The following is a 23,344-nucleotide window of genomic DNA, read 5'->3' as shown; positions in this document are numbered from 1 at the left end:
GCATCGGGACCTTCGCTGATGAGGGACCTCGGCTCCCGGCCAGGTCCCGCCCGGAACACGGCGAGCCACGCGGCGAACGCGAGCAGGGCCGTACGGAAGCGTCGTAGCCCACATCCTCTAGACAAGTTCTCGCCGATCCGGCAACCTCTAGGTTGTCTAGATGACCTGGAGGACCAATGGCGAAGACGCCGCTCTACGTGCGGATCGAGCGGGCGCTGCGCACCCGCCTCGCCGGGGCCAGCCCAGGCGACCTGGTGCCGGCGGAGTCGGCACTCGCCGAGGAGTTCGGCGTCGCGCGGATGACCGTGCGTGCCGCGCTCAACGCGCTGGAGGCCGACGGGCTCATCGAGCGGGTGCAGGGCCGGGGCACCTTCGTGCGCCAGCGTCCCGCCCCCCGCGCCGCCGCCACCCTGATGAGCTTCCACGACCAGGTGCTGAGCTGGGGCCGGCGGCCGTCGTCGCGGGTCGTCGAGGCCGAGGTACGGCCGGCCGGCGCCGACGAGGCCGCCGCGCTGCAGCTCACCGCGTCCGCACCGCGGGTGATCTCGATCGTCCGGGTCCGGCTCGCCGACGACGTCCCGATGGCGATCGAGTACGCGAGCTTCCCGCCGCATCTCACCGCGCTGCTCGACGCCGACCTCGAGACCGGCTCGCTGCACCGGGCCCTGCACGAGCTCGGGCTGCGGCCGACGCTCGGCTCGTCCACGCTCAGCGCCCAGCTCGCCGGCACCGACGGCGGTCACCTCCAGGTCGCCGCGACCGAGCCGCTGCTGGTCGAGAGCCGCGTCATCGTCGACCAGTTCTCGCAGCCCCTCGAACACTCGGTGAGCCGATACGTCGGCAGCCGCTACTCGCTGCACGTCACGTTCGACGTGCAGCCACCCCGGACAGGAGACACCCGATGAACGTCGCCAAGATGATCGACCACGCGCTGCTGCGTCCCGAGCTGACGCCCGAGGAGGTCCGGCAGGGTTGCGCGGTCGCCGCGCGTCACGGCACCGCCTCGGTGTGCGTGCGCCCCGCCGACGTGGCACCGGCCAAGGCCGCCCTGCACGGCACCGGCGTGCTGGTCGGCACGGTGGTGGGCTTCCCGCACGGCAGCACTCCCACCGCGGTGAAGGTGGCGGAGACCCGGGCCGTCGTCGAGGCGGGCGCGGACGAGATCGACGTGGTGCTCGCCATCGGCCTGCTGCGCGGCGGCGAGCACGACGCCGTGCGCGACGATCTCGCCGCGGTGGTGGCCGCCGCCGAGGGCCGCGTGGTCAAGGTGATCCTGGAGACGGCCTACCTGACCGACGAGGAGAAGGTGCACGCCTGCCGCCTCGCCGAGAGCGCGGGTGCCCACTTCGTGAAGACCAGCACCGGCTTCGCGCCGGGCGGCGCGACCCTCGCCGACATCCGGCTGATGCGCGCGACCGTGTCACCCGCCGTCGAGGTCAAGGCCTCGGGCGGCGTCCGTACGCTGGAAGCCCTGCTGGCCCTCTACGAGGCGGGAGCGACCCGCTTCGGCACCACCGCGACCGAGGCCATCGTCGCCGAGCAGGCGGCCCTGGAGCGCGGCGAACGCCCGGCCGTCCCCAGCCCGGGCGCCGCGGGCGACTACTGATCCACGGCCTGCGCCACGCGGGCGGCCAGTGCGCGGTCCACCGCCAGCGCCTGCTGGGCCTGTGCGTCGGCCATCGCGCCGGCCACTCCCCGCACCAGGTTGGTACGCAGGTGGGAGGCCGTCCGCCCGGGCAGGCAGCCGCGCAGCTCGTGCAGGGCCGCGAGGACGCGGAGCTGATCGACCGGGGCCAACTGGAGCCGCAGCAGGTTCATCTCGTCGACGAGCTCGGGCACCCCCTCGCCGTGGGGTATCCGAGCGGCGGCGAGGCACTCCAAGATCTCCGGCACCATACGCCGGAAATAGCTGCTGCGCACGTACGCCCGCAGCCAGCGCAGCACGTCGGCGACCGGAAGCCGGGCGGCGTCGCGGGTGAGCATGCCCAGCAGCAGCCGGGCGGCCCGGCCGAAGTGAAGCTGCGAGGCCGCCTGCTCCGGTCCCCCGCCGAGCAGGGCGTCCACGGCGCGCGCATAGCCGGTGGCGAGCGTCGCCGCGTCGGCTCCCGCCGCGCCGACCCAGACCCGCACGAGCGCGTGCGCCACGGACTCGGCATCGTCGTCGCCCATGGCCACCACGGTCGTGACGGCGTCGGGCATCCACCGGGCGAGCGGTTCGGCGGCCCAGCGGACCAGGTCGGCGGCGGTGTCGGCGGTGAGATGCAGGCGGTTGGCGACCCGGTCGTACGGCACCGTGCCCCAGGTGCCGGGCGTGCCGTACGTGGGGCCGGCGGTGCTCCAGCGCAGATCCACCGACGGGAAGCGGCGCTGGACGGTGGGATCCAGGACGAGGTCGCGGCGGTCGCCGTCCCAGGTGCGAATGACCGTCAGCGTGGCGACGAGATCGTTCCAGATACCGGACGGGACCGCCGCCTCCCACTGCAGCGCGGTGCCGCGCAGCCACGCCGCCGGATCGGGCGAGTGCAGGAACAGCTCGGAGGCCCGCAGCGGCTCACCGCAGGCGAGCGCGAGCAGGGCCAGATTCAGCGAGTACGTCGCCATCAGGTGGTCCACCCGCTTGTCGACCGGCCGGTACTCCTGGGCCGGGCACGCGGGCCGGATCACCGCGACGCGCAGCGTGTCCACCAGCCATGCTCGGATCAAGGCCCGGTCCTCGCCGGCAAGCATCGACGAGACGAAGGGCAGCACGGTCGCCCGGGCGGCCAGCGGTGCGTAGCCCAGCAGCGTCCGCACCAGGCCCTCGTCTCGTGGGCCGCCGAGGGGCAGCCGCGCCACGGCCGCACGTGCCGCCGTGTCCCGCAGCGCCCGGACCACGAGCCGGGCCACCAGGAATTCCCCGAACGTGGCGTGCAGGAACTCGTACGTCTGCAGCGTCCGATCGTCCTGCGTGGCCCGGGACCGCTGAATGAAGAAGAAGCGCCCGATGAGCTCCTCCCCCGCGGTCAGTGGCCGGCGGAACGCCTCGGTGCCGGAGCGCATCCCCGTGAGGCCGAGCGCGGCCAGGTCGGCGTCCAGCTCCCGCTCGGTGACCGACTGGCGCAGCCGGTTGAACATCGCGAACGCCACCACCGACAGGCGGACCAGTTCCTCCTCGATCAGCCCCGGCACCGCCGCCTCGGGCTCGCGGGGGTTCATCCGGCGTACCTCCCGCTCCGCGAAGCTGCTCAGCAGCCGCTCGTACAGCTCCGCGGTCTCGAGCGAGGCCTCGCTCTGCAGCGCGTGCGTGGCGGCGTCGTAGAGCGCGAGCATGAGCAGGAGCAACGGCTGCTCGCAGAAGTCCGGGAAGCGCGCGAGCACCTCGGCCGGCAGCGGCCGGTGGTCCGGGCGACCGGCGTTCGCCCGGTTCCAGGTCGTCAGCCAGGCGGCGACCTGAGCCTCGTCGAAGCCCTCCAGCCGTACGGCGAGCGCACCGCCCGGCAGCCGGGCCCGGTCGGCCACGGCCAGGCGGCTGGTGACGACGACCGCGACCGGCCGCCCGAGGACGGACTCGCGCTGTTGGAACGCCGCCACCCGCTGCAGGTAGTCGGACTGGTGGATGCCGGTCGCCTGGATCAGCTCGTCGAACCCGTCGAGCAGGATCACCGGCAGGGCGCCGGCCGCGGCGCGGGTCAGCTCCGGCCAGGCGACGGTCTCCCCGACGGCGGCGCGGACGGCCAGCTCGACCTGGTCCTGGATCGCCGCCTCGGCCGGCACGTCGCGCAGCACCACCCGGACGACGAGGAAGTCGGCGGCGGGCAGCCGCGCCGCCAGCACCCGGGTCAGTGCCGACTTGCCCGCTCCCGGCTGGCCGAGCAGCACCAGCGGCGCCTCGAAGGCCTGGGGCGTGGTCAGGTAGCCGGCGAGGAAGGCGGACAGGTCGCCGCGGATCTCTCCGGTCCACCACGACTCCTCCGCCAGGCTGGAGTTCGGCGACGCGACGCGGACCCGGAACCGCGGATCGAGGTAGACCTCGCCCAGCGACGGGACCCGGACCTCCCCGGCGTCACCGCGCAGCACGGGCAGCTCCAGATCGGCGCGGTACGCCGCCGCGAGCGCGGCCCGCCAGCCCTCCGCCCGGCGTCCGGAACCCGCCCGTTCCAGCAGCTCCCGCAGCTCGCCCAGGCTGTGACCGATGGCCCGCCGTTCGGCGCGTGCCGCCCAGAGACCGAACTCCGGTACGTCGACGGCCAGGCGCAGGCTGATCTCCTCGTACCGGCGCACCGCCAGGCCGGGAAGCCGGGCGCCGATCAGGTCGCCCGCGGTGCGCCGCTCCCGCTCGCTCGCCTGCTCCCAGACCGCCAGGCCTTCGAGGAAGCCGCGCAACCGGTTGCTCGCGGCGGCGTAGAACTCGGCGAGCTCCGCGGCGAGTCCCCGCGGCGTCTGCGCCGCCGACGGGATCGGGATGTCCGCGGTGACCAGCGACTCCAGCCAGTCGCCGTCCACCCTGGTGCCGGTGGAGAGCAGAACCTGCTCGTCGCGGGTCAGGGCCGGCGCGCCGACCCCGGACTGCGCCACCACCTGGTCGAACGCCTCGAAGTAGGCGGCCAGCACCAGCACGCCGTGTGCGGCCTGGAGGCGGCTGCTGCGGTCGTGGCGGGGCAATCCCCGTACGGAATCATGAAGTTTGCCGGCCACGACGTGGCCGAGGCGGACCATCTCGGTCTTGGCGTCGAAGAGCGACAGGGCCGCCGCCGAGCCGCCCGCGGTGGCCACCGACAGCGCCCCGCCGAGGAGATCGTCGACCGCCTTGGCCGCGGGTCCCGCCCCGTCGAGAAGCTTGACGGCATCGACGTAACGCAATCCGCGGGCCATCCGTCCATGATGTCCGGTACGCGGACCGCAGCCAAGAGCCGGTACGCTCGGCGCCGATGAGGGCACTGATACAGACCGTCAGCCGGGCAAGCGTGACCGTGGCCGACGAGGTCGTCGGGAAGATCGAGGACGGCCTGCTCGTCCTGCTCGGCGTCACCCACGCCGACACGGCCGACATCGCCGCGACCATGGCCCGGAAGATCCACGAGCTGCGCATCCTCGACGACGAGCGCTCGGCGGCCGAGGCCGGCGCGCCGCTGCTGGTGGTCAGCCAGTTCACGCTCTACGGCGACGCGCGCAAGGGGCGACGGCCGAGCTGGTCCGCGGCCGCCCCCGCGGAGGTCGCCGAGCCGCTGGTCACCGCCGTGGTGGAGGCGCTGCGCGGGCGCGGGGCGACGGTCGAGACGGGCCGGTTCCGGGCCCACATGCTCGTCGAGAGCGTGAACGTGGGCCCGCGAACCGTCCTGCTGGAGCTCTAGCTCCCGTTTTCTCAGAAGAGGCCGCGGCGCTGCGCGGACTGCTGGAGCCAGCCGTTGAGCTGCGCTGTCCAGTCGACCTGGTCGACCGTGTGGTAGTCGACGTCGAAGCGGCCGAACGCGTCGCGGCCCTCGGTGAACAGCCCGCCGCGCTTGTCGATCTCCAGCACCACCTGGAGCTGGTGCGGCGTCGGGATGAACGTGACTTCGAGCTGGTTGATGCCGTGCGCGAACTGCGCCGGCGGGTGGAACTCGATCTCCTGGTAGAACGGCAGCGTCTGCTGCACGCCGTAGACCCGGCCGCTCTCCACGTCGGCCCGGCTGAAGCGGAAGCCCAGCCGCAGGAAGGCGTCGAGAATCCGCTCCTGGGCCGGCAGCGGGTGCACGGCCACGGCGTCCAGGTCACCCTTGTCGACCGCCCGGGCCACCTCGAGCTCCGTACGCAGACCCATGGTCATGCCGTGCAGGTGTTGCCCGTACACCTCGGTGATCGGGGTCTCCCACGGCACGTCGAAGCGGAACGGGACGTCGTAGCGCGCGCCCGCGTCGAGCTTGAACGAGCCGGTGAGACGCTGGCGGTGGAACTCCTGATCGGTGTTGTACTCGCTGTCGCCGCTTTCCACCTCGACGCGGGTCAACAGTCCGACAGCCACGTACTCGATGTCCACGGCGTGGTCGCCGCCCATCACGTGCACCTGGCCCTCGAGGTAGCCGCCGGGGCGGCAGTTGGGGTTGGCGAGCACCGTCTCCACGGACGGCCCGCCCACGCCCATCGCCTGCATCAACTTTTTGAAAACCACCGAACCTCCTCGTCCGACCCGTGCCCTCCTGGCAGATTACCGGTCTTCGCCAACGCATTCGGAATTGCGCCACGTTCGGCAAATGTCACACCAATCCGGGCGCCCTGTCGGCTTGCCGACCTCATGGTTCTCCCTGATTCATGCCACCCGCACTCTTGCCTTACCTCGGCTTAACGCCCCCCGGTCCAAACTTTTGATCACCGGCACGAATGCGGCTGGGAACGCACGACATCGGTTGACGCGGGGAGGGGACTGAAAGGTGGTCCTGCAGATGAAGGCGACGGAGTCCACGGTGGTTACCGCCGAGAACATCATGACTGACGGTGTCGAGGCCCTGGCCGATCTGGACGCCACCGACGAGCGCGGCGTCTCCGCGGACCTCGTCCGGGCGTACCTCAACGGCATCGGCCGCACCCGCCTGCTCACCGCGGTCGAGGAAGTGACCCTCTCGAAGCGCATCGAGGCCGGGCTGTACGCCGAGGAGAAGCTCCCCGAGGCGGGCGACGACCTGGCCCCGCTCCTCGAGATCATCGTCGCGGAGGGCCGTGCCGCGAAGAACCACCTGCTCGAGGCCAACCTGCGCCTCGTCGTCAGCATCGCGAAGCGCTACACCGGCCGCGGCATGGCGTTCCTGGACCTCATCCAGGAAGGCAACCTGGGCCTGATCCGCGCGGTCGAGAAGTTCGACTACACCAAGGGCTACAAGTTCTCCACGTACGCCACCTGGTGGATCCGCCAGGCCATCACCCGCGCCATGGCCGACCAGGCCCGCACCATCCGCATCCCGGTGCACATGGTCGAGCAGGTCAACCGCATGGTCCGGGCCCGGCGCGACCTCGCCGCCCAGCTCGGCCGCGAACCCGCCGTCGCCGAGATCGCCAAGGCCCTCGGCGTGCCGGAGTTCCAGGTCATCGAGCTGATCTCGTACGACCGCGAGCCGGTCAGCCTCGACCAGGCGGTGGGCGAGGACGGCGAGAGTGCTCTCGGCGACTTCGTCGCGGCGGTCGACCCGAACGCCGAGCCGGGCAGCACCATCACCCAGGGCGAACTCCGCAACGAGGTAGAAATCGTCCTGGCAACGTTGTCGGAGCGCGAGTCCGCGGTGATCCGCCTCCGGTTCGGCCTCGACGACGGGCGTCAGCGCACGCTCGACGAGGTGGGCCGCGAGTTCGGGCTGAGCCGCGAGCGGATCCGCCAGATCGAGAAGGTCACGATGTCGAAGCTGCGGGACCCGCAGCGGGCGTCGCGGCTGGAGGCTTACGCGAGCTGAGTTTCACGGGGACGAACGAGGCCGGTCGCGGTATGCGACCGGCCTTGTTCGTTTGCAGTTCGGGCGTACGGGCCTTGACCGGCCTCCCCGCCGGTGTCCGCGTTCTTGCGACGCCGCCGCTTCGCCGGGTGTTGAGAGGTCACGGGCGGGTGGTCGGCGCCGGGCGGTCGCGGCACTTGGACCATCGAGGCGTTCGACCCGTCAGGGCACTCGTCCTGTCAGCGCACGCGACCCGGCGGCGCGCTCGGCCGTCGGGGCGCTCCGCCCGGCGGCGCGCTCGACCCGCCAGCGCGCTCCGGCCGTCGGGCGGTCGACCCGTCGGGTGTGGGCTTGTCAGGCGGTGTGCAGGCGGCGGGGCCCCGTGTCCGGGCGGGTGCCGGGCTCGCCGAACTCCACCGAGGCGTGCAGGACTGTGTATCCGTCCGGGCGGGCCAGCACCGGGTTCAAGGACAGGGTCCGGACGCGGAGGTGCTCGTCCGCGAGGCGGCCGACGCGGAGCAGCAGGTCGACCAGCGCGTCCCGGTCGACCGGCTCGGAGCCCCGGTAGCCGTGCAGCAGCGGCGCCGCCCGGGGCTCGTCGACCAGCGCCTCGGCGGCCCGGTCGGTGAGCGGGGCCGCACGCCAGGCCAGGTCGCCGAGGAGTTCGCTGGCCACGCCGGCCAGGCCGAAGCCGATGACCGGGCCGAACGCGGGGTCCTCGACCACCTCGATCGTGCAGGGCACCCCGGGCGCCACCATGGACTGGACGAGTACGTGCGGACCGAACGCCGCAGCCAGCTCCCCGTAGGCGGCGCGTACGTCGCCCTCGCCGCCCAGGGCGAGCCGGACAGCACCGAGGTCGATCCGGTGGCGAAGCGCCCGCCCAGCCGCCTTCAACGCCACCGGATAGCCGAGTGACCCCGCCGCGGCGATCGCCTCGTCGAGGGTGGCGGCCACGGTGGAGGGCTGTATCGAGATTCCGTACGCGGCGAGCAGCTCCGGCAGCGGCCCCTCGATCTCGGTAGCCGCCGGATCCACACCGGAGAGTGCCGGGAGGATGCCGGGCGGCCGGCGCAGCCAGTCGGCGTACGACGCCACCCGGCCGAGGGCACGCACCGCCTCCTCCACGGACGGATAGGACGGCACTCGGGCGGGCAACTGCCCGAGCAGGAACGTCGCCACGGTGGGCTTCTCTCCCGCCAGGGCAACGCTGCCGAGCGCGGCGGTGAAGTCGGCGTCCTCGTCGGAGAGCTGGCCGGGCAGCGGCGGCGCGAAGACCACCACGAGCGCGTCGACCCGGTCGTCGACCGCCGCGTCGGCGAGGGCGTCCGCGAAGTCGTGGGCGCCGGCCTGCGGGCCGATGTCGTGCGGATAACCCTCGGCCATGGTGAGGTCGTTGGCGCGGCACGCGGCGACCGCCAGGCCCGACAACGCCGAGGAGTTGCCCACCACGGCGACCCGGCGCCCGGTCGGAAGCGGCTGGTGGGCGAGCAGGACGCCGACATCGAACAGCTCCGCGACCGTGTCGACGCGGATGACGCCGGAGCGGGCGAACAGCGCGGTGACGGCCTTGGTGTCCGGACCGGGAAGATCGCCGGCCAGCCCGGGAGGGCGGCTCGCCGACGCCACCGCGACCACGGGCTTGACCCGGCTCATCCGCCGCGCCAGCCGGGCGAACTTGCGCGGATTGCCGAACGTCTCGAGATAGAGCAGCACGACATCGGTGCCGGGGTCGTCCTGCCAGTACTGCAACAAGTCGTTGCCGGAGACGTCGGCGCGGTTGCCGGCCGACACGAAACTCGACAGGCCCAGCCCGCGACGGTCGGCCTCGGCCAGGAGCGCCACACCGAGCGCTCCCGACTGGCTGAAGAAGCCCACGCGGCCCGCCGCCGGCAGGAGCGGCGCCAGCGTCGCGTTCAACCGTACGGAAGGATCGGTGTTGGCTATGCCCAGGCAGTTGGGGCCCACCACCCGCAGGCCCGCCGCGTGGGCCGTGTCGACCAGGGCCCGCTGTGCCTGCGCGCCCGCCGGCCCGGTCTCGGCGAAGCCGGCCGAGATGACGACCAGACCCCCCGCGCCGGCCGCGGCCGCATCGGCCACGGCCGCCGCAACCCCGTCCGGGGGCACGGCGATGAGCGCGAGGTCGATGTCGGCCCCGGCCTCGGCGGCCGACCGGTACGCCGGCAGCCCCGCCACCCGCCCGGCCCGCCGGTGCACGGGCACGACGGTGCCGGTATAGCCACCGTCGCGCAGGTGGCCGAGCAGGGCCGCGCCGATGCCCTGACCGCTTGCGCTCGCCCCGTACACGGCGACGCCGCGCGGGTGCAGCAGGCGCGCGATGGACCGCGCCTCCGTACGCTGCTCGCGGCTCTCCTGCACCTCGCGCGACTTCTCGGTCGGTGCGATCGGGAAGCTCAGGTGCACCACGCCGTCGGCATACTGGCGCTGGACCTGGTAGCCGAAGTCGCTGAAGACCCGCAGCATGCTGCCGTTCTCCGGCAGCACCTCGGCGACGAAACGTGAGATCCCGTTCTCCTGCGCGGCATCGGCGAGATGCTCGAGCAGCACCGGGCCGATACCCCGGCCCTGGTGCGCGTCCTCGACGACGAAGGCCACCTCCGCCTCGGGCGAATCGGGGCCGAGGCGCTCATAGCGGCCCACGGCCATGATCCGCGAACCGGACACGATGACGAACGCCTCGCGGTCACGGTGGTCGACATTGACGAAACGGTCGAGGTCGCGTTGCGGGATGCGCGGATAGGGCGAGAAATACCGCAGGTAGCGGGTGCGGTCGCTCATCCGGGAGTGGAACTCCACGATGGCGGGTGCATCGTCCGGGCGGATCGGACGCAGATGCACGGCGCTGCCGTCAGAGAGCAGCACGTCGGCCTTCCTGGTCACGGACTCTCTGGTCACCGGCTTCACCTCCCCAGTCTCCGTCTCGGATGCGGTCCCGTCGCGGGTCTTAAGTGTTTGTTCCCAGCGAAGTTCGCTTTCTCTTCTTACGTGTCCATCACTGGTACCCCGCCCGGCGCAGTGCCGACGGAGAATCTGGATCCCCGTCCGCAGCGGACGGTCTCGAGCACCGAGCGCGCCGAAGCCGTGCTGCAGGACCGACAGCCGCGCTGCTGTGCGGACCCGGACAGCCTCGCCGCTGGACTAGCGCAGCCGCCGCCAGGCCACCCGCTCGACGCGAGGCGGGTCCGAGGTCGCAACGCAGCGCGGCTTAAGGTCACAACGCAGCGCGGACCTGAATGCCGCGACGCAGCGCGGGCCTCGAAGCCGCAACGCGGCCCGGGCCTGAGAGCCGCGAGGCGAACCCGGTCGAGGTTGCGGGGTCGGTCAGTCTCGGGGGTCATGAGGGTCCAGTCCGTGCAGCGGGAAGACGGCCGACCGGGTCGCCATGATGGCCTTGTCCACCGGATCCGTCGCGGTGCCCGGTTCCCAGCGCTCGACGGGCGGGGGGTCGCCATCCGTCAGGGTCGCCGGAACCGTGCCGCCGGGGCAGCGTTCGGCCGCGAGCTTGCGCCAGAGTGGCGGGGTTGCCGTGTCGGGATCCAGCGGTGCGCCGGTCGCCACCGCGAGGAGGTGCGCCCAGGCCCGGGGCACGACCTCGACCAGTGCGTATCCGCCCCCGCCGGTGGCGATCCACCGGCCGTCGCTGACCTCGTCGGCCAGGCCGCGCAGGGCGATGTAGGCGGCCCGCTGACCGTCCACCGACAAGCGCAGGTCGGCGAGCGGGTCCAGCCGGTGGGCGTCCGCACCGCACTGGGTGAACAGGACCTGCGGCTCGAACGCGCGCACGACCGACGGCACGATCGCGTGGAAGGCACGCAGCCAGCCCGCGTCGCCTGTGCCTGGCGGGAGGGCCACGTTGACCGCCGTGCCCTCGGCTCCCGGTCCTCCGGTCTCGTCGGGGAAACCCGTGCCGGGGAAAAGCGCCAGCGGCGACTCGTGCAGACTCACGGTCAGGACGCGGGGATCGTCGTAGAAGGCCGCCTGGACGCCGTCGCCGTGATGGACGTCGATGTCGATGTAGGCGATGCGCCGGGCGCCGAGGTCGAGCAGGCGCGCGATCGCGACCGCGGGATCGTTGTACACGCAGAACCCCGCGGCACGCGAGGCCATCGCGTGATGGAGCCCACCGGAGACGTTGACGGCGCGCGTCGCCTCGCCGGACCAGACGGCCTCGGCCGCGGCGATCGTGGCACCGCAGATGCGGGCGGATGCCTCGTGCATGCCGTCGAAGACGGGGTTGTCCGGCGTATTGAGGCCCCAGCCCTGGAAGAAGGGGTCGATCGGCGCCGCCCGCACCGCATCCAGATAGTCGGCGCGATGCACGCGCGTCAGGGCGTCGTCGCCGGCCGGTGTGGGCACGATCATCCGGACCCCGGGCCGGTCGAGGACTCCCAGCTCGCGGGCGAGTGCGATGGTGAGCTCGACCCGCACCGGATTGAGCGGGTGATCACCCATGTCGTATGCGAGCAGCGCCTCGTCCCAGATCACTGCCGTCGTCCCATCCGCCATGCCGTCACTCTGCCACGCCGGGCCGACAGATTCGGACCGCCGGCCGAGGGCTGTGGATAACGTGAGCCTTCAGGGTTTGTGGGTGCTTGTCGGCGCGACCCCGAGCGGTGAAGGTGGGAGGACGAGCGGTGAAGGTGGGAGAGAACCGAGGAGGGATGACGGCGGGATGAAGGGGTTGACCGCGGTCGAGGCGTTTTGTCCGGTCCAGACATCTTCCAGCGCCGTCCGGTAAGGTCTCCACACGCACCTCGTCGGCGCGAAGTCAACCCCCGGCTGCGAGGTAATATCGCTGCTGGGAGGGCCGCACTGTGAATGATCTCGTCGACACCACCGAGATGTACCTGCGCACAATCCTCGAGCTGGAGGAAGAGGGCGTGCCGCCGCTGCGCGCACGCATCGCGGAACGGCTGCATCAGAGCGGTCCCACGGTCAGCCAGACGGTTGCGCGGATGGAGCGCGACGGTCTGCTCACCGTCGAGAACGACCGCCATCTGCTTCTGACCGAGCAGGGTCGCGTCGCCGCGGTTGCGGTCATGCGCAAGCACCGCCTCGCCGAGCTGCTACTCGTCAACGTCATCGGCATGCCCTACGAGGAGGCCCACGAGGAGGCCTGCCGCTGGGAGCACGTGATGAGCGACGCCGTGGAGAAGAAGGTCTACGAGCTGCTCAACCGGCCGACCCGCTCGCCGTACGGCAATCCGATCCCGGGCCTCGAGGTTCTCGGTCCCCCGTCGGAGGACATGCTGAGCAGCAGCGCCACGGCAGTGAACGCGGTCGAGCGCAACCTCGCCTTCCCGGGGCTCAGTGGCAGTGTGGTGGTGCGCCGGATCTGCGAGAGCGTCCAGACGAACGCCGGCGTACTGCGCCAGTTGCACGCCGCGGGCATCGACCCGGGCGCGACCGTGACGGTGGCGCAGGAGCGTGACGGTGTCACGATCGACCGGTCGGGTGACAAGATCCGACTGCCGCGCGAGGTCGCTTCCCGGGTGTTCGTCGACGCCCACTGAGCCGCGCATAGCTCGCCGGGCTCAGGTTGCGCGGACCAAGCCCAGGCGGAGCGCCTGCATCCAGCAGGACGTGCCGCATCCAGCAGAGCGTGCCGCGGCCAGCAGGCCGCCTACGCGGGCCCGGGTGGGAGGAGTCGACGCGGGCGGACCGCGGTCACGCAGAGCCTGCCGCGCTCGGGCAGGGAATGCCGCGCGTCCGGTATGCCCATCGGTGTGCGGTCAGCCGTTGGTGGTGTTGATCGCCTTGGCCAGCGACAACAGCTTGGTCTGCATCCGCTCGACGTCCTTGGCCGAGGCTCCCTTTGCGAACGTGTAGCGCAGCGTCTGGAGCTGTTCCGCCTCGCTCAGCCAGCTGATCTCGATCGTGGGCCCGTGACCCCCGGACGCCTTCGCCACCAGGCGGTAGCCCGCCTTGCCGAGTCCCTTCACCTTCGTCGACTTGGCGGGCATCATCTCGTCGAGGAAGAGGTCCGCGTCCGCCTTGGTGCTTTCCACCACGGAGAGCGCCAGGTACGGCCCTTGCGCCGACGTTGTCTGGACCACGCAGGTCGAGGTCTCGTCGACCTGGTCGGAGGCCGCGACGGAGAAGGCGACGCCGATCGTCTTCTCGATGAAGGGATAGTCCCAGAGGATGCAGGCCCCGCCCGCCGATGCCGCCGGTTGTTCGGCGATCCGGACGGGAGGGAGCGGCGCCGGGTCGGGTTGCTCGTTCGAGCAGCCGGCCGGCGCCAGCAGCGCCACTGTGGCGCCGAGGGCGATGAGACGCTTGCGCACCTGGTCCTCCCGAATATTTCGGGCACACCGTACTGGTCTCCGGGAGTCGGCGAAAGATCGGGTCAGACACCATCCACGTACGGACAGTGACGGCAGCCCCGCCCACAGCACGTGCCGCGCTTGGCGAGAAAGCCGGCGGTGAGCACGAAGAGACCGGTCTGCGGGTCCGGGTAGCCCGCCTGGCCGGCTTCGAGCGCCGCGGCGTGCGCGGCGAGGATCTCCGTCCGCCGGGGATGGCCGGGAGCGAGCCGGGACGGGTGCGGCTCGGTCAGGGGGCGCGGGGCGGGTTCGTCCACCGCTCGACCCTAGAGGAGAGTCTTCCTCGCAGGATGGTGGCGAGGCTGAGCCCCGGCCATGCTCCTTGACAGAGGATGTCAAGTAGATGAACGATTGCCGAGTGCCGACCCGTGCCGCACTCGTCGAGCAGATCGTCCGGCTGCTCGACGTCCGGCTGCTCGACCCGCTCGAGATCCTGCTGGAGGGCGACGATGCCGTGGCGGCGTTGCGGGAATTGATCCGCCTCCGCGCCGCAGCCTGGGCGGATCTCATGCGCGGCCCCGACGACGGCGTGGCCGCCGGCGCCGTCATCCGCCTTGTCGCGATGCTGTATCCGGGCGATCGCGCCTTCGATCCGCCGCTGGAATGGTGGCGCACCCCGCTCGGACGGGTCGTGGCGCTGCGGGTGGGCCACCCGGGCGCGGAATCGGTGACGCTCGCCACCGCCGGGGCGATGCTCGGGATCACGCGGCAGGGGGTGCATGATCTGGTCCGCCGGGGAAAGCTTCCGCGCCACCCGGACGGCGGCGTGCCGTCGGCAGCGGTCCGCGACCGGCTACGCCGCGCCGACGAAAGCGACAAACCCACCGCCGGCAAGCGCGTGGAAGACACCAAGAGCGTCGTCGAGGACAGCAAGAAGGCCAAGGACGGCAAGCGCGGCGAGGACAGCAGAAACATCCAGGTCGGCGGAGACGACGGCACGGACCGCGACGGCAGCACGGACCGCGACAACGGCACGGACGGCGACGAGCACCAAGGAGACGATGATGATCAATGACCGACTGGTCGACGCCGGGGAGCTTCCCATCGCCGTGCGGGACTTCGGCGGGGATCGACCTCCGCTTCTCCTGCTGCATGGGGCCGGCGGCAATCTTGCGATGCTCACCACGCTGGCCCGGGCGCTGCGTTCCCGGAACCGGGTCATCACCATGGACCTGCGGGGCCACGGGCGTTCCGGTGACGGCGCGTGGTCGTGGGATGCCGCGCTCGGTGACATCGCCGCGGTGACCGTACAGATGGAACTGGATCGTCCTGCCGTTGCCGGGTATTCCCTTGGCGGGATGCTGGCCGTCCTCTGGGGTCAGCGGCATCCCGAGTCGCCCGGCGTGGTGAATATGGACGGTAATCCGCCGCCGACGCGGGTCGAGCACCTGCCGGGCCTGGAGCCGGAGAAGGCTTCCGCCGAGCTGGCACGGTTGCATGCCACCTTCGATGCGGCCCAGGCACAGTTCGGGCGCACGATCGCGGCGACCGAGCTGCCCGATCTGGTGGAACGGCAGCAGATGGCGGCCCGGGACATGGGCGCCAACGAGAAGCTGTGGATCGAGGGGTTCCGGCGCAACCTCGTGCACAAGGACGGGGAGACCTCGATGCGGCCGACGGCGGAGACGTCGGGCTCCTTGCGTACGCTGATGAATGAACTTGATCTTGGTCCGGTCTATGCCTCGACGCCCGCGCCGACGCTGACGGTCCTCGCCACGCGGAACCTGCCGGAGCAGGAGCAGTTCGCCGAACTCTACGCCGCGCACCGCCGCCACCTGCTGGCGCAGGCGGAGACCGGTGCGAAGGTGAATCCGCGCATGCGGCACCTGCAGCTTGCGGACGCGTCGCACGCCATGGTGATCGAGCGACCGGACGTGCTGGCCTCGGTCATCGGCGATTTCCTGAACCGGTGAGGCGGTCTTCCGCGCGGGTGACAGGCCGGGCGGCGCCCGAGGCCAGCACGCCGAGCCCGATCGCCACGGCTACCACCAGCAGGGCGCGCAGCACGCCGACACGCTCGGCGAGCAGGCCGATGAGCGGCGGTCCGGCGAGGAACGCCCCGTACCCGATCGAGCCCGCGACCGACACCCGGATCGCCGCCCGCAGCGGGTCGTCGGCCGCGGCGCTCATCCCGATCGGGAAGCCCAGCGAGGCGCCCGCGCCCCACAGCAGCGCGCCGGCGAGCACGGCCGGCACGCCGATGCCGGAGAGGGCCAGGAGCAGGCCGACGAGGGCCGATGCCGCGGTCAGCCGAAGCGTACGGACGCGGCCCCAGCGTTCGATCGCCGCGCCGCCGAAGAGCCGGCCGAGGGTCATCGCCGTCACGAAGAAGCCGAGGCCGATCGCGCCCACGGTCTCGCTCGCCCCGTAGCCGTCCACGAGGCCGATCGCCAGCCAGTCGTTGGCCGCGCCCTCGGTGAAGCCGAAGCCGAGCATGATGACGCCGATGAGCAGGGTGCGCGGCTCACGCCAGGCGTCCCTGACCCGGCCGCGAGGCGATCGCTCATCGTGAGCCGCGGGTACGGGGAGGAAGCGCCGCACGGTCAGCAGCATCACCACCGCCGCCACGGCCGCCGTGACGAACACCTGCACCGTCACCGTGATCGAAGCCGCGGCCGCCGCGGCGCTCATCCCGGCGCCGGCCACCGTACCCAGGCTGAAACCGGCATGAAAGCGGGGCATCAGCGTCCGCCCGAGCCGCCGTTCCACGTCCGCGCCCTCGACGTTCATCGCGACGTCCCAGGTGCTGTTGCCCATGCCGATGAAGATCAGCCCGACGCCCGCCGACACCACGGAGCCGGCCGCCGCGCCGACGCCCAGACCCACCAGGCCCAGCACGACGGCCATGCTGCCGAGCAGGACGGCGCGCGCCGGACCGAGCCGCTGCACGAGCGGCCCGGCCAGCGGGATCGCGGCCACCGCCGCCCCGGACAGGCACAGCAGGAGCAGGCCGAACCCCGCAGGAGAGAGGCTCAGATCATCGCGTACGGCGGGAGCACGGGCCAGCCATCCACCGAAGGCGAGCCCGTTCGTGGCGAAGGTGACGCCGACGGCGACCTTGGCCCCCTCCAGCCGGCGGCGGTCGAGAACGTCAGCGGTCACCACTCGACCGTAGTGGGAGGTGACGGATAACGCCGGATGCCTCCCGCCCGGACCCGGGCGGGAGGCATCCTTCAGGCATCACTCACAGGGCGTCAACTGCAGCCGGACGTCGACCCGCATCCCTCGCACACGTAGCAGCTTCCGGCCGGGCGCATCTTCGTGCCGCAGGTGAAGCACAGCGGCGCGTCCGCGGACGTTCCCAGCACGATCTCGAGCAGTTCCGTCGAGGAGTGCGCCTCCTTCTCCGCCTCGACCGGCGCCTTCGCCTCGGCGGCCGGAGCCACCGGGGCGGGGGCGGGGGCCGCCGGGGTGGACGCGGCGCCGACCGGGGCAGACACCGGGGCGGACGCCGCCATGCCGGCCAGGTCCACGTTCGCGGCCTCCGCCGCCGCCTCGGCCGCGACCTGGGCCGCGCGCTCCTTGGCGGTGAAGATGCCCAGCTCGGCACGGGTGTCGTAGGGCAGGAAGTCCAGCGCCAGGCGGCGGAAGATGTAGTCCATCACCGATGCGGCCATGCGGACGTCCGGGTCGTCGGTCATGCCGGCCGGCTCGAAGCGCATGTTGGTGAACTTGCTGACGTACGTCTCCAGCGGCACGCCGTACTGGAGCCCTATGGAGATCGCCACCGAGAAGGCGTCCATGACGCCCGCCAGGGTGGAGCCCTGCTTGGACATCTTCAGGAAGACCTCGCCGAGGCCGTCGTCCGGGTAGGACGACGCGGTGAGGTAGCCCTCGGCGCCGCCGACCGAGAACGACACGGTCTCCGACGGGCGCTTCTTCGGCAGCCGCTTGCGGACCGGGCGGTACTCGACGACCTTCTCCACGACCTTCTCGACCTGGGCCGGGGTCTCCGCCGCCGCCTTGTTCGGCTTCGCCGCGGACAGCGGTTGGCCGACCTTGCAGTTGTCGCGGTAGATCGCGAGCGCTTTGAGGCCCAGCTTCCAGCCCTGGAAGTGGATGTGCTCGATGTCCTCGACGGTCGCCGACTCCGGCATGTTGACCGTCTTGGAGATCGCGCCGGAGATGAACGGCTGCACGGCGGCCATCATCCGGACGTGACCCATCGGGGCGATGGACCGCTCGCCCATGGCGCAGTCGAACACCGGGTAGTGCTCGGGCTTCAGGCCCGGGGCGTCGACGACGTTGCCGTGGTCGCCGATGTGCTCGACGATCGCCTCGACCTGCTCCTCGGGGTAGCCGAGGCTGCGCAGGGCGCGCGGCACCGTCTGGTTGACGATCTGCATGGAGCCGCCGCCGACGAGCTTCTTGAACTTGACCAGGGCCAGGTCGGGCTCGATGCCGGTGGTGTCGCAGTCCATCATCAGGCCGATGGTGCCGGTCGGCGCGAGCACGGACGCCTGGGCGTTGCGCCAGCCGTTCTTCTCGCCGATCTTGATGCCGTCCTGCCACTGCTTGGTGGCTTCCTTGACCAGCGCCGTCGCGACCGGACCGCTCGGGCGGATCTCGTCGTTGGCGGCCGCGTGCTTGCGCATGACGCGCTTGTGCGCCTCGGCGTTGCGCGCGTAGCCGTCGTACGGGCCGACGACGCCGGCGATCTCCGCGGAGCGGCGGTAGGCCGTACCGGTCATCAGCGAGGTGATGGCGGCGGCGACCCCGCGGCCGGCCTCCGAGTCGTACGGCTGGCCCGACGCCATCAGCAGCGCGCCCAGGTTCGCGTACCCGATGCCGAGCTGGCGGTAGGCCCGCGTGGTCTCGCCGATCTTCGGGGTCGGGAAGTCCGCGAACGCGATGGAGATCTCCATCGCGGTGATCACCAACTCGACGCTCTTGACGAACTTCTGCACCTCGAAGCCGCCGTCGGCGTTGAGGAACTTCATGAGGTTGAGTGACGCCAGGTTGCAGGACGAGTCATCCAGCGACATGTACTCCGAGCACGGGTTCGACGCGGTGATGCGGCCGGTCTCGGGGTTGGTGTGCCAGTCGTTGATGGTGTCGTCGTACTGCAGGCCAGGGTCGGCGCACTCCCACGCGGCCTTGGCGATCTCGGTGAAGAGCTTCTTGGCGTCGATGGTCTCGATGACCTCGCCGTGCAGGCGGCCGTGCAGGTCGAACGTGCCACCCTCCTCGACCGCGCGCATGAACTCGTCGCTGACGCGGACCGAGTTGTTGGCGTTCTGGTACTGGACGGAGACGATGTCGCTGCCGCCGAGGTCCATGTCGAAGCCGGCGTCCCGCAACGCGCGGATCTTGTCCTCTTCGCGGGCCTTGGTGGTGACGAACTCCTCGATGTCGGGGTGGTCGACGTCGAGGATGACCATCTTGGCCGCGCGGCGGGTAGCGCCACCGGACTTGATCGTCCCGGCGCTGGCGTCGGCGCCGCGCATGAAGCTGACCGGGCCGCTGGCCGTGCCGCCGGAGGAGAGCAGCTCCTTGGAGGAGCGGATCCGGGAGAGGTTGACCCCGGAGCCCGAGCCGCCCTTGAAGATCAGGCCCTCTTCCTTGTACCAGTCCAGGATCGAGTCCATCGAGTCGTCCACGGACAGGATGAAGCAGGCGCTGACCTGCTGCGGCGACGAGGTGCCGACGTTGAACCAGACCGGCGAGTTGAAGCTGAACACCTGGTGCAGCAGCATCCAGGTCAGCTCGTGCTCGAACACCTCGGCGTCGGCCGGGGAAGCGAAGTAGCGGTGGTCCTCGCCCGCCTTGCGGTAGGTCTTCACGACCCGGTCGATGAGCTGCTTGAGCGACCGCTCCCGCTCCGGCGTGCCGACCGCACCCCGGAAGTACTTGGTCGTGACGATGTTGGCGGCGTTGACGCTCCAGAACGCCGGATACTCGACCCCGCGCTGCTCGAAGTTGATCGAGCCGTCCCGCCAGTTCGTCATCACGACATCGCGGCGCTCCCACTCGACCTCGTCGTAGGGGTGAACACCCTCGGTCGTCCAGACCCGCCCGACGCGCAGCCCCCCGACCGCGGCGCCCCCGTTACCAGCGCGGCTGCGCTGCCTACCTGCTGTCATGCCCTCACCGGCCATATGTGCTCCCCCTCGAACGATCGCGGCTTCCCCACCGCGACCCAAACTTTCCCGACATCGGCACGGCCGTGGCCGCGCCATCTTTCAAGCCCTCTGGTACGCGCGGCGCCCCGTGGCAACGGTTCGTCATCTCGCGCCCTACCGCCGCCCGCCCGGCGCTGCCGGACGGACGCTGTCTTCAGGACGGCATCTCCGCCCCGTGCATGTGTTGGTTGCCCGTGCGCGCCGGTGCTCCCGCTTTTCGTCTGCGCTCACCCGGCGTTGCCGGCTGGTGCCGGTGGACGTCCCTGCTCCACACTCGGCCGGCGCCCTGGGTGCTTACGGCGCGCGGTCACCGACCTTGGGTGCGCGGCCCCCGGAGCGGGGCGCGACGACGTGCCGCACCGCCGACTCCCTGCTCGTCGCGGCCTCCCGCAACTCCGTGATCTCCCGCTCGAACTCGTCGAGCGAATCGAATGCTTTGTACACGCTGGCGAACCGGAGATAAGCGACCTGGTCCAGTTCGCGCAGCGGGGTGAGGATGGCCAGCCCGACGTCGTGGCTCGGCACCTCGGCCGCGCCCCGGGCGCGGACGGTCTCCTCGACCTTCTGCGCCAGCAGTGCGATCGAGTCCTCGTCGACGGGACGCCCCTGACAGGCCTTGCGCACCCCACTCATGATCTTGGTCCGGCTGAAGGGCTCGGTGACGCCGCTGCGCTTGACCACCGCGAGCACGGCCTCCTCCACGGTGGTGAACCGCTTGCCGCACTCGGGACAGGACCGACGACGACGGATCAACTGACCGTCGTCGGCCTCACGCGAGTCGACCACGCGGGAATCCGCGTGCCGGCAGTACGGACACCGCACCGCTGAGACCTCCTGTCGCCGGGGCGGCCATCCCAGGGAGTTGACTGCGGCGCACCCGCAATCCGGGCACGACGAACCCAGCTCCGCGGTGATCAATTTCCGCCTCGAAGCTGTGGACGAGCCTGTGGATTACGGGGTGTCCCGACCCCAACCTGTGGACGACTTACACCCTTGTAACTACTAGATGTTGGGGTCGACGTTAGGCCGCCGGGGACCCCGGCGCAAGTTCAGCGGCGCGTCGGCGCGCCGTATTTTCTACCTCAACACGACGGGTGCCGCGGCGGTCACGGCCAGCACCGGATCGCCTTGATCGCCGGCCGCGGGGAGGGTGCGGCAGGGTCGATGCGACCTTGATGACGATGAATGACAACGGCGTTTCCTCGACGCGGGGACGCGGGTGCGGGTTGCTTCAGCGCGACGCTCCGGGCCGGGGTGGCCGGTCAGCACAGCGCTCAACGCGGTCAGCGCTCGGCGCGACACTCGATCTTGGACGGACGTCGACACGGTGGCTCACCCCCGGCGGTCGGCGCGACGAGCTCACCGGCTGCGCGACATCCACAACGCGCCGCATCCACAACGCGCCACATCCACAAACGCGGCGTATCCGCGGCTGCTCAGCGCGGCGTATCCGCGGCGCGGGAGTTGCACCGCACAGTTCCTCGGCGCGTGGCCTCAGCGTCTGCACGGCTTCCGAGTCCCGGGCACCGGGGCGCGTGGCCCTTCGGCCCCGCGGCGCGGCGGACCGCCCTCGGCGGCCCCTTTCACGGCCGGGCGGACTCGGCAACCTTCGGTCGGCGTCCACCTACACCCTGGTCGCGTCCTTTCGCCGGGCGGACTCGGCGACCTTCGGCCCGGCGCCCACCTACACCCTGGTCGCGTCCTTCATCCTGGTCGCGTCCTTTCGGCCGGGCGGACTCGGCAGCCTTCGGCCCGGCATCCGGCCAGACCCTGGTCGCGCCCTTTCGGCCGGGGCGCTCGGCGTCAGGGCGAACATCGAGCCCGCTGGTGGGACCACTGCGGCGGAGGTCAGCTCGGGGGCGGGACGATCAGTGTCTCCCCGGCGTACACATAGGAGTGTCTTCTGCCGTTGAGTGCGCGGATCTCGGCTATCACCTCCCGCGGTGCGCGGTCGGGGACGGCTCGCTCGGCGATGGACCACATGGTGTCGTCAGGCTGCACCACGATCGCGGCGGCGGGGCCCGCCGGCGTTTCGCCGGCCCGGGAGGCAGTGGTCCACAACACAGCGCTGGCGAGGGTCGCCAGGAGAAAGAAGAGGGTCAGCACGACGATCCGGCCTCGCCGTGTCAACCGCAGCGGGGCGGGACGGCCCGGACGCACACCGGTGGCTACCACGGCAAACACCTTTCCTCGCGGACGGTCTTCGTACGGGCGTTCGATCGAACGCCCGTACGACGGTGTATCAGAACAGGCGTACGGAAGTCGAGCACTTCCGGGCGACACGCCGAGAGAAAGTCGTACAGATGTTTGAATCTGTCGTACCCCGCCGATACGGTTCTCCATCAAGAGGGGTCAGCCGGACGGACGTCCATCCCCACGGCGCAGGTCCGGCTCCGCGAGCGCACCACGGGCCCGTGAGGCCGTGGCCGACAAGGAGGGCGGACGTGTCGACCGACGACCGGACGAGCCGGCAGGATCAGAAGGACTCGAAGCCCGAGGCCACGAACGTCAAGGCGGCCATGCGGCGCCGGAGCCCGGCCCGGGCCCGTAGCGCCGACGCGCCGCAGCTCCGCTCGGTCACACCGGTGGTCAGCCAGTTCCCGGATCTGGTCACCGCCGACCTGACCGCCCGGCAGCGGCGCATCCTGGAGTTCATCAAGGATTGGGTGGAGCGTTACGGCTACCCCCCGAGCGTCCGGGAGATCGGTGAGGCGGTGGGGCTGGTGTCCCCGTCCAGCGTCGCCTACCAGTTGAAGGAGCTCGAGAAGAAGGGCTTCCTGCGCCGCGACCCCAACCGGCCCCGCGCGGTGGACGTGCGGTCGCCGAGTGACATGGTCGACGACGAGGCGCTGCGCACGGCCCGTCCCGCCCCGGCCTACGTGCCGCTCGTCGGCCGGATCGCCGCCGGTGGGCCCATCCTGGCCGAGCAGGCGGTCGAGGACTTCTTCCCTCTGCCGCGCGAGCTCGTCGGCGAGGGCGAGGTCTTCATGCTGGAGGTCAAGGGCGACTCGATGATCGACGCGGCCATCTGCAACGGAGACTGGGTCGTGGTACGCCAACAACCTACGGCGAACGTCGGCGACATCGTCGCTGCCATGATCGACGGCGAGGCGACGGTCAAGAGTTACCGGCAGCGGGACGGCCACGTGTGGCTCATGCCGGCCAACCCGGCGTTCGACCCGATCCCGGGCGACGACGCAACAGTGATGGGTCGCGTCGTCGCGGTGCTGCGCAGGGTTTGACCGGAATCGCCTGCGCCGCTGAGCAGGCGGGGCTAGCGCTCGCCCAGCGGCGGTGGGCCGGGAGATGCGGCGCTGGGCCGGCCAGACACCACGCCAAGCAGGACCGGTCGACGCCAAGCCAGGACCGGTCGACGCCAGGCCGGGCCGGGTCGACGCCATGCCTGGCCCGGCCTGGCCAGGCCGGGTCCACGCCAGGCCAGGCCAGGTCCACGCCAGGCCGCGCCGGGTCTACGCCAGGCCAGGTCCACGCCACGCCA

18 protein-coding genes are annotated in these 23,344 nt (G+C 71.4%); 8 read left to right on the top strand and 10 right to left on the bottom strand.

The window, feature by feature from the left end; translation table 11 throughout:
* Positions 1 to 176: 176 nt before the first annotated feature.
* Positions 177 to 905 carry a GntR family transcriptional regulator gene (locus tag EDD30_RS27590; protein ID WP_071805828.1) on the top strand — a complete coding sequence of 243 codons (729 nt, stop codon included), beginning with the start codon at positions 177 to 179 and terminating at the stop codon, positions 903 to 905.
* Positions 902 to 1,606: a deoxyribose-phosphate aldolase gene (gene deoC / locus EDD30_RS27585; protein ID WP_071805829.1), complete on the top strand. Its 705-nt coding sequence runs from the start codon at positions 902 to 904 to the stop codon at positions 1,604 to 1,606. Before EDD30_RS27590 ends, deoC begins: the two co-directional genes overlap by 4 nt.
* Here the strand turns inward: deoC and EDD30_RS27580 are convergent.
* Entirely contained in the window at positions 1,600 to 4,851 is a 3,252-nt protein-coding gene (locus EDD30_RS27580) for an NACHT domain-containing protein (RefSeq protein ID WP_071805830.1), read from the bottom strand. The two genes, deoC and EDD30_RS27580, sit on opposite strands and share 7 nt — an antisense overlap.
* 56 nt (positions 4,852 to 4,907) lie before the next feature.
* Here EDD30_RS27580 and dtd point away from each other — a divergent pair, with 56 nt between their 5' ends.
* Complete coding sequence (dtd, locus tag EDD30_RS27575; RefSeq protein WP_071805831.1) at positions 4,908 to 5,330, top strand: D-aminoacyl-tRNA deacylase; 423 nt, start codon at positions 4,908 to 4,910, stop codon at positions 5,328 to 5,330.
* Between the two features lie 11 nt (positions 5,331 to 5,341).
* Here the strand turns inward: dtd and EDD30_RS27570 are convergent, their stop codons facing one another.
* The gene (locus EDD30_RS27570) at positions 5,342 to 6,127 is read right to left on the bottom strand and encodes a sporulation protein (RefSeq protein ID WP_071805832.1); all 786 of its coding nucleotides are present in this window, start codon (positions 6,125 to 6,127) and stop codon (positions 5,342 to 5,344) included.
* Between the two features lie 313 nt (positions 6,128 to 6,440).
* Between EDD30_RS27570 and sigB the strand changes: the two genes are divergently transcribed.
* Positions 6,441 to 7,397: an RNA polymerase sigma factor SigB gene (sigB, locus tag EDD30_RS27565; protein WP_123678875.1), complete on the top strand. Its 957-nt coding sequence runs from the start codon at positions 6,441 to 6,443 to the stop codon at positions 7,395 to 7,397.
* 333 nt (positions 7,398 to 7,730) lie between these two features.
* Here sigB and EDD30_RS27560 read toward each other — a convergent pair whose 3' ends face one another.
* Both EDD30_RS27560 and EDD30_RS27555 read right to left on the bottom strand, forming a co-directional pair.
* Positions 7,731 to 10,292 (bottom strand): bifunctional acetate--CoA ligase family protein/GNAT family N-acetyltransferase, encoded by a 2,562-nt coding sequence (locus tag EDD30_RS27560; RefSeq protein WP_071808599.1) that lies wholly within the window; start codon positions 10,290 to 10,292, stop codon positions 7,731 to 7,733.
* 426 nt (positions 10,293 to 10,718) lie between these two features.
* The gene (locus tag EDD30_RS27555) at positions 10,719 to 11,903 is read right to left on the bottom strand and encodes an acetoin utilization protein AcuC (RefSeq protein ID WP_071808584.1); all 1,185 of its coding nucleotides are present in this window, start codon (positions 11,901 to 11,903) and stop codon (positions 10,719 to 10,721) included.
* A 308-nt stretch (positions 11,904 to 12,211) separates the two neighbouring features.
* Between EDD30_RS27555 and EDD30_RS27550 the strand changes: the two genes are divergently transcribed.
* Complete coding sequence (locus EDD30_RS27550) at positions 12,212 to 12,910, top strand: iron-dependent transcriptional repressor DtxR (protein WP_071808583.1); 699 nt, start codon at positions 12,212 to 12,214, stop codon at positions 12,908 to 12,910.
* Between the two features lie 219 nt (positions 12,911 to 13,129).
* Here EDD30_RS27550 and EDD30_RS27545 read toward each other — a convergent pair whose 3' ends face one another.
* Positions 13,130 to 13,684, bottom strand: coding sequence for a hypothetical protein (locus EDD30_RS27545; protein WP_071808582.1), 555 nt, complete (start codon positions 13,682 to 13,684; stop codon positions 13,130 to 13,132).
* Between the two features lie 62 nt (positions 13,685 to 13,746).
* A complete protein-coding gene (locus EDD30_RS27540) occupies positions 13,747 to 13,980 on the bottom strand; it encodes a DUF5522 domain-containing protein (protein ID WP_071808581.1) in 234 nt (77 codons plus the stop codon).
* An 86-nt stretch (positions 13,981 to 14,066) separates the two neighbouring features.
* Between EDD30_RS27540 and EDD30_RS27535 the strand changes: the two genes are divergently transcribed.
* Together EDD30_RS27535 and EDD30_RS27530 are read left to right on the top strand one after the other, a co-directional pair.
* On the top strand, positions 14,067 to 14,738 hold the full coding sequence (locus EDD30_RS27535) for a hypothetical protein (protein ID WP_211277977.1): 672 nt from the start codon (positions 14,067 to 14,069) through the stop codon (positions 14,736 to 14,738).
* Positions 14,725 to 15,636, top strand: coding sequence for an alpha/beta fold hydrolase (locus tag EDD30_RS27530; protein WP_342353747.1), 912 nt, complete (start codon positions 14,725 to 14,727; stop codon positions 15,634 to 15,636). The genes EDD30_RS27535 and EDD30_RS27530 overlap by 14 nt, the downstream gene beginning before the upstream one ends.
* On the opposite strand, the gene EDD30_RS27525 is transcribed toward EDD30_RS27530, so the two are convergent.
* The 4 genes from EDD30_RS27525 to EDD30_RS39965 form a co-directional block, all read right to left on the bottom strand.
* A complete protein-coding gene (locus EDD30_RS27525; protein WP_071808598.1) occupies positions 15,611 to 16,825 on the bottom strand; it encodes an MFS transporter in 1,215 nt (404 codons plus the stop codon). The genes EDD30_RS27530 and EDD30_RS27525 overlap by 26 nt on opposite strands.
* Positions 16,826 to 16,917: 92 nt before the next feature.
* Positions 16,918 to 19,821 carry a vitamin B12-dependent ribonucleotide reductase gene (locus tag EDD30_RS27520; protein WP_071808578.1) on the bottom strand — a complete coding sequence of 968 codons (2,904 nt, stop codon included), beginning with the start codon at positions 19,819 to 19,821 and terminating at the stop codon, positions 16,918 to 16,920.
* 318 nt (positions 19,822 to 20,139) lie between these two features.
* A complete protein-coding gene (gene nrdR, locus EDD30_RS27515; RefSeq protein WP_071808577.1) occupies positions 20,140 to 20,667 on the bottom strand; it encodes a transcriptional regulator NrdR in 528 nt (175 codons plus the stop codon).
* A gap of 1,026 nt (positions 20,668 to 21,693) precedes the next feature.
* On the bottom strand, positions 21,694 to 22,020 hold the full coding sequence (locus EDD30_RS39965) for a LysM peptidoglycan-binding domain-containing protein (protein ID WP_071808576.1): 327 nt from the start codon (positions 22,018 to 22,020) through the stop codon (positions 21,694 to 21,696).
* A gap of 344 nt (positions 22,021 to 22,364) precedes the next feature.
* Between EDD30_RS39965 and lexA the strand changes: the two genes are divergently transcribed.
* Positions 22,365 to 23,087, top strand: a complete 723-nt coding sequence (gene lexA / locus EDD30_RS27505; protein ID WP_229798697.1) for a transcriptional repressor LexA — start codon at positions 22,365 to 22,367, stop codon at positions 23,085 to 23,087.
* The last annotated feature ends 257 nt before the right edge of the window (positions 23,088 to 23,344 follow it).

The organism is Couchioplanes caeruleus, from assembly GCF_003751945.1.
In the GTDB taxonomy this organism is placed as follows: domain Bacteria; phylum Actinomycetota; class Actinomycetes; order Mycobacteriales; family Micromonosporaceae; genus Actinoplanes; species Actinoplanes caeruleus.
This window is presented reverse-complemented; position numbering and strand designations above follow the sequence as displayed.

What these genes read in the sequence shown, in the direction of transcription:
- EDD30_RS27580 (WP_071805830.1), bottom strand. Translation starts at nt 4,851, where the DNA reads ATGGCCCGCGGATTGCGTTACGTCGATGCCGTCAAGCTTCTCGACGGG.
- sigB (WP_123678875.1), top strand. Translation starts at nt 6,441, where the DNA reads ATGACTGACGGTGTCGAGGCCCTGGCCGATCTGGACGCCACCGACGAG.
- deoC (WP_071805829.1), top strand. Translation starts at nt 902, where the DNA reads ATGAACGTCGCCAAGATGATCGACCACGCGCTGCTGCGTCCCGAGCTG.
- dtd (WP_071805831.1), top strand. Translation starts at nt 4,908, where the DNA reads ATGAGGGCACTGATACAGACCGTCAGCCGGGCAAGCGTGACCGTGGCC.
- lexA (WP_229798697.1), top strand. Translation starts at nt 22,365, where the DNA reads ATGCGGCGCCGGAGCCCGGCCCGGGCCCGTAGCGCCGACGCGCCGCAG.
- EDD30_RS27530 (WP_342353747.1), top strand. Translation starts at nt 14,725, where the DNA reads ATGATGATCAATGACCGACTGGTCGACGCCGGGGAGCTTCCCATCGCC.
- EDD30_RS27535 (WP_211277977.1), top strand. Translation starts at nt 14,067, where the DNA reads ATGAACGATTGCCGAGTGCCGACCCGTGCCGCACTCGTCGAGCAGATC.
- EDD30_RS27520 (WP_071808578.1), bottom strand. Translation starts at nt 19,821, where the DNA reads ATGGCCGGTGAGGGCATGACAGCAGGTAGGCAGCGCAGCCGCGCTGGT.
- EDD30_RS27590 (WP_071805828.1), top strand. Translation starts at nt 177, where the DNA reads ATGGCGAAGACGCCGCTCTACGTGCGGATCGAGCGGGCGCTGCGCACC.
- EDD30_RS27555 (WP_071808584.1), bottom strand. Translation starts at nt 11,903, where the DNA reads ATGGCGGATGGGACGACGGCAGTGATCTGGGACGAGGCGCTGCTCGCA.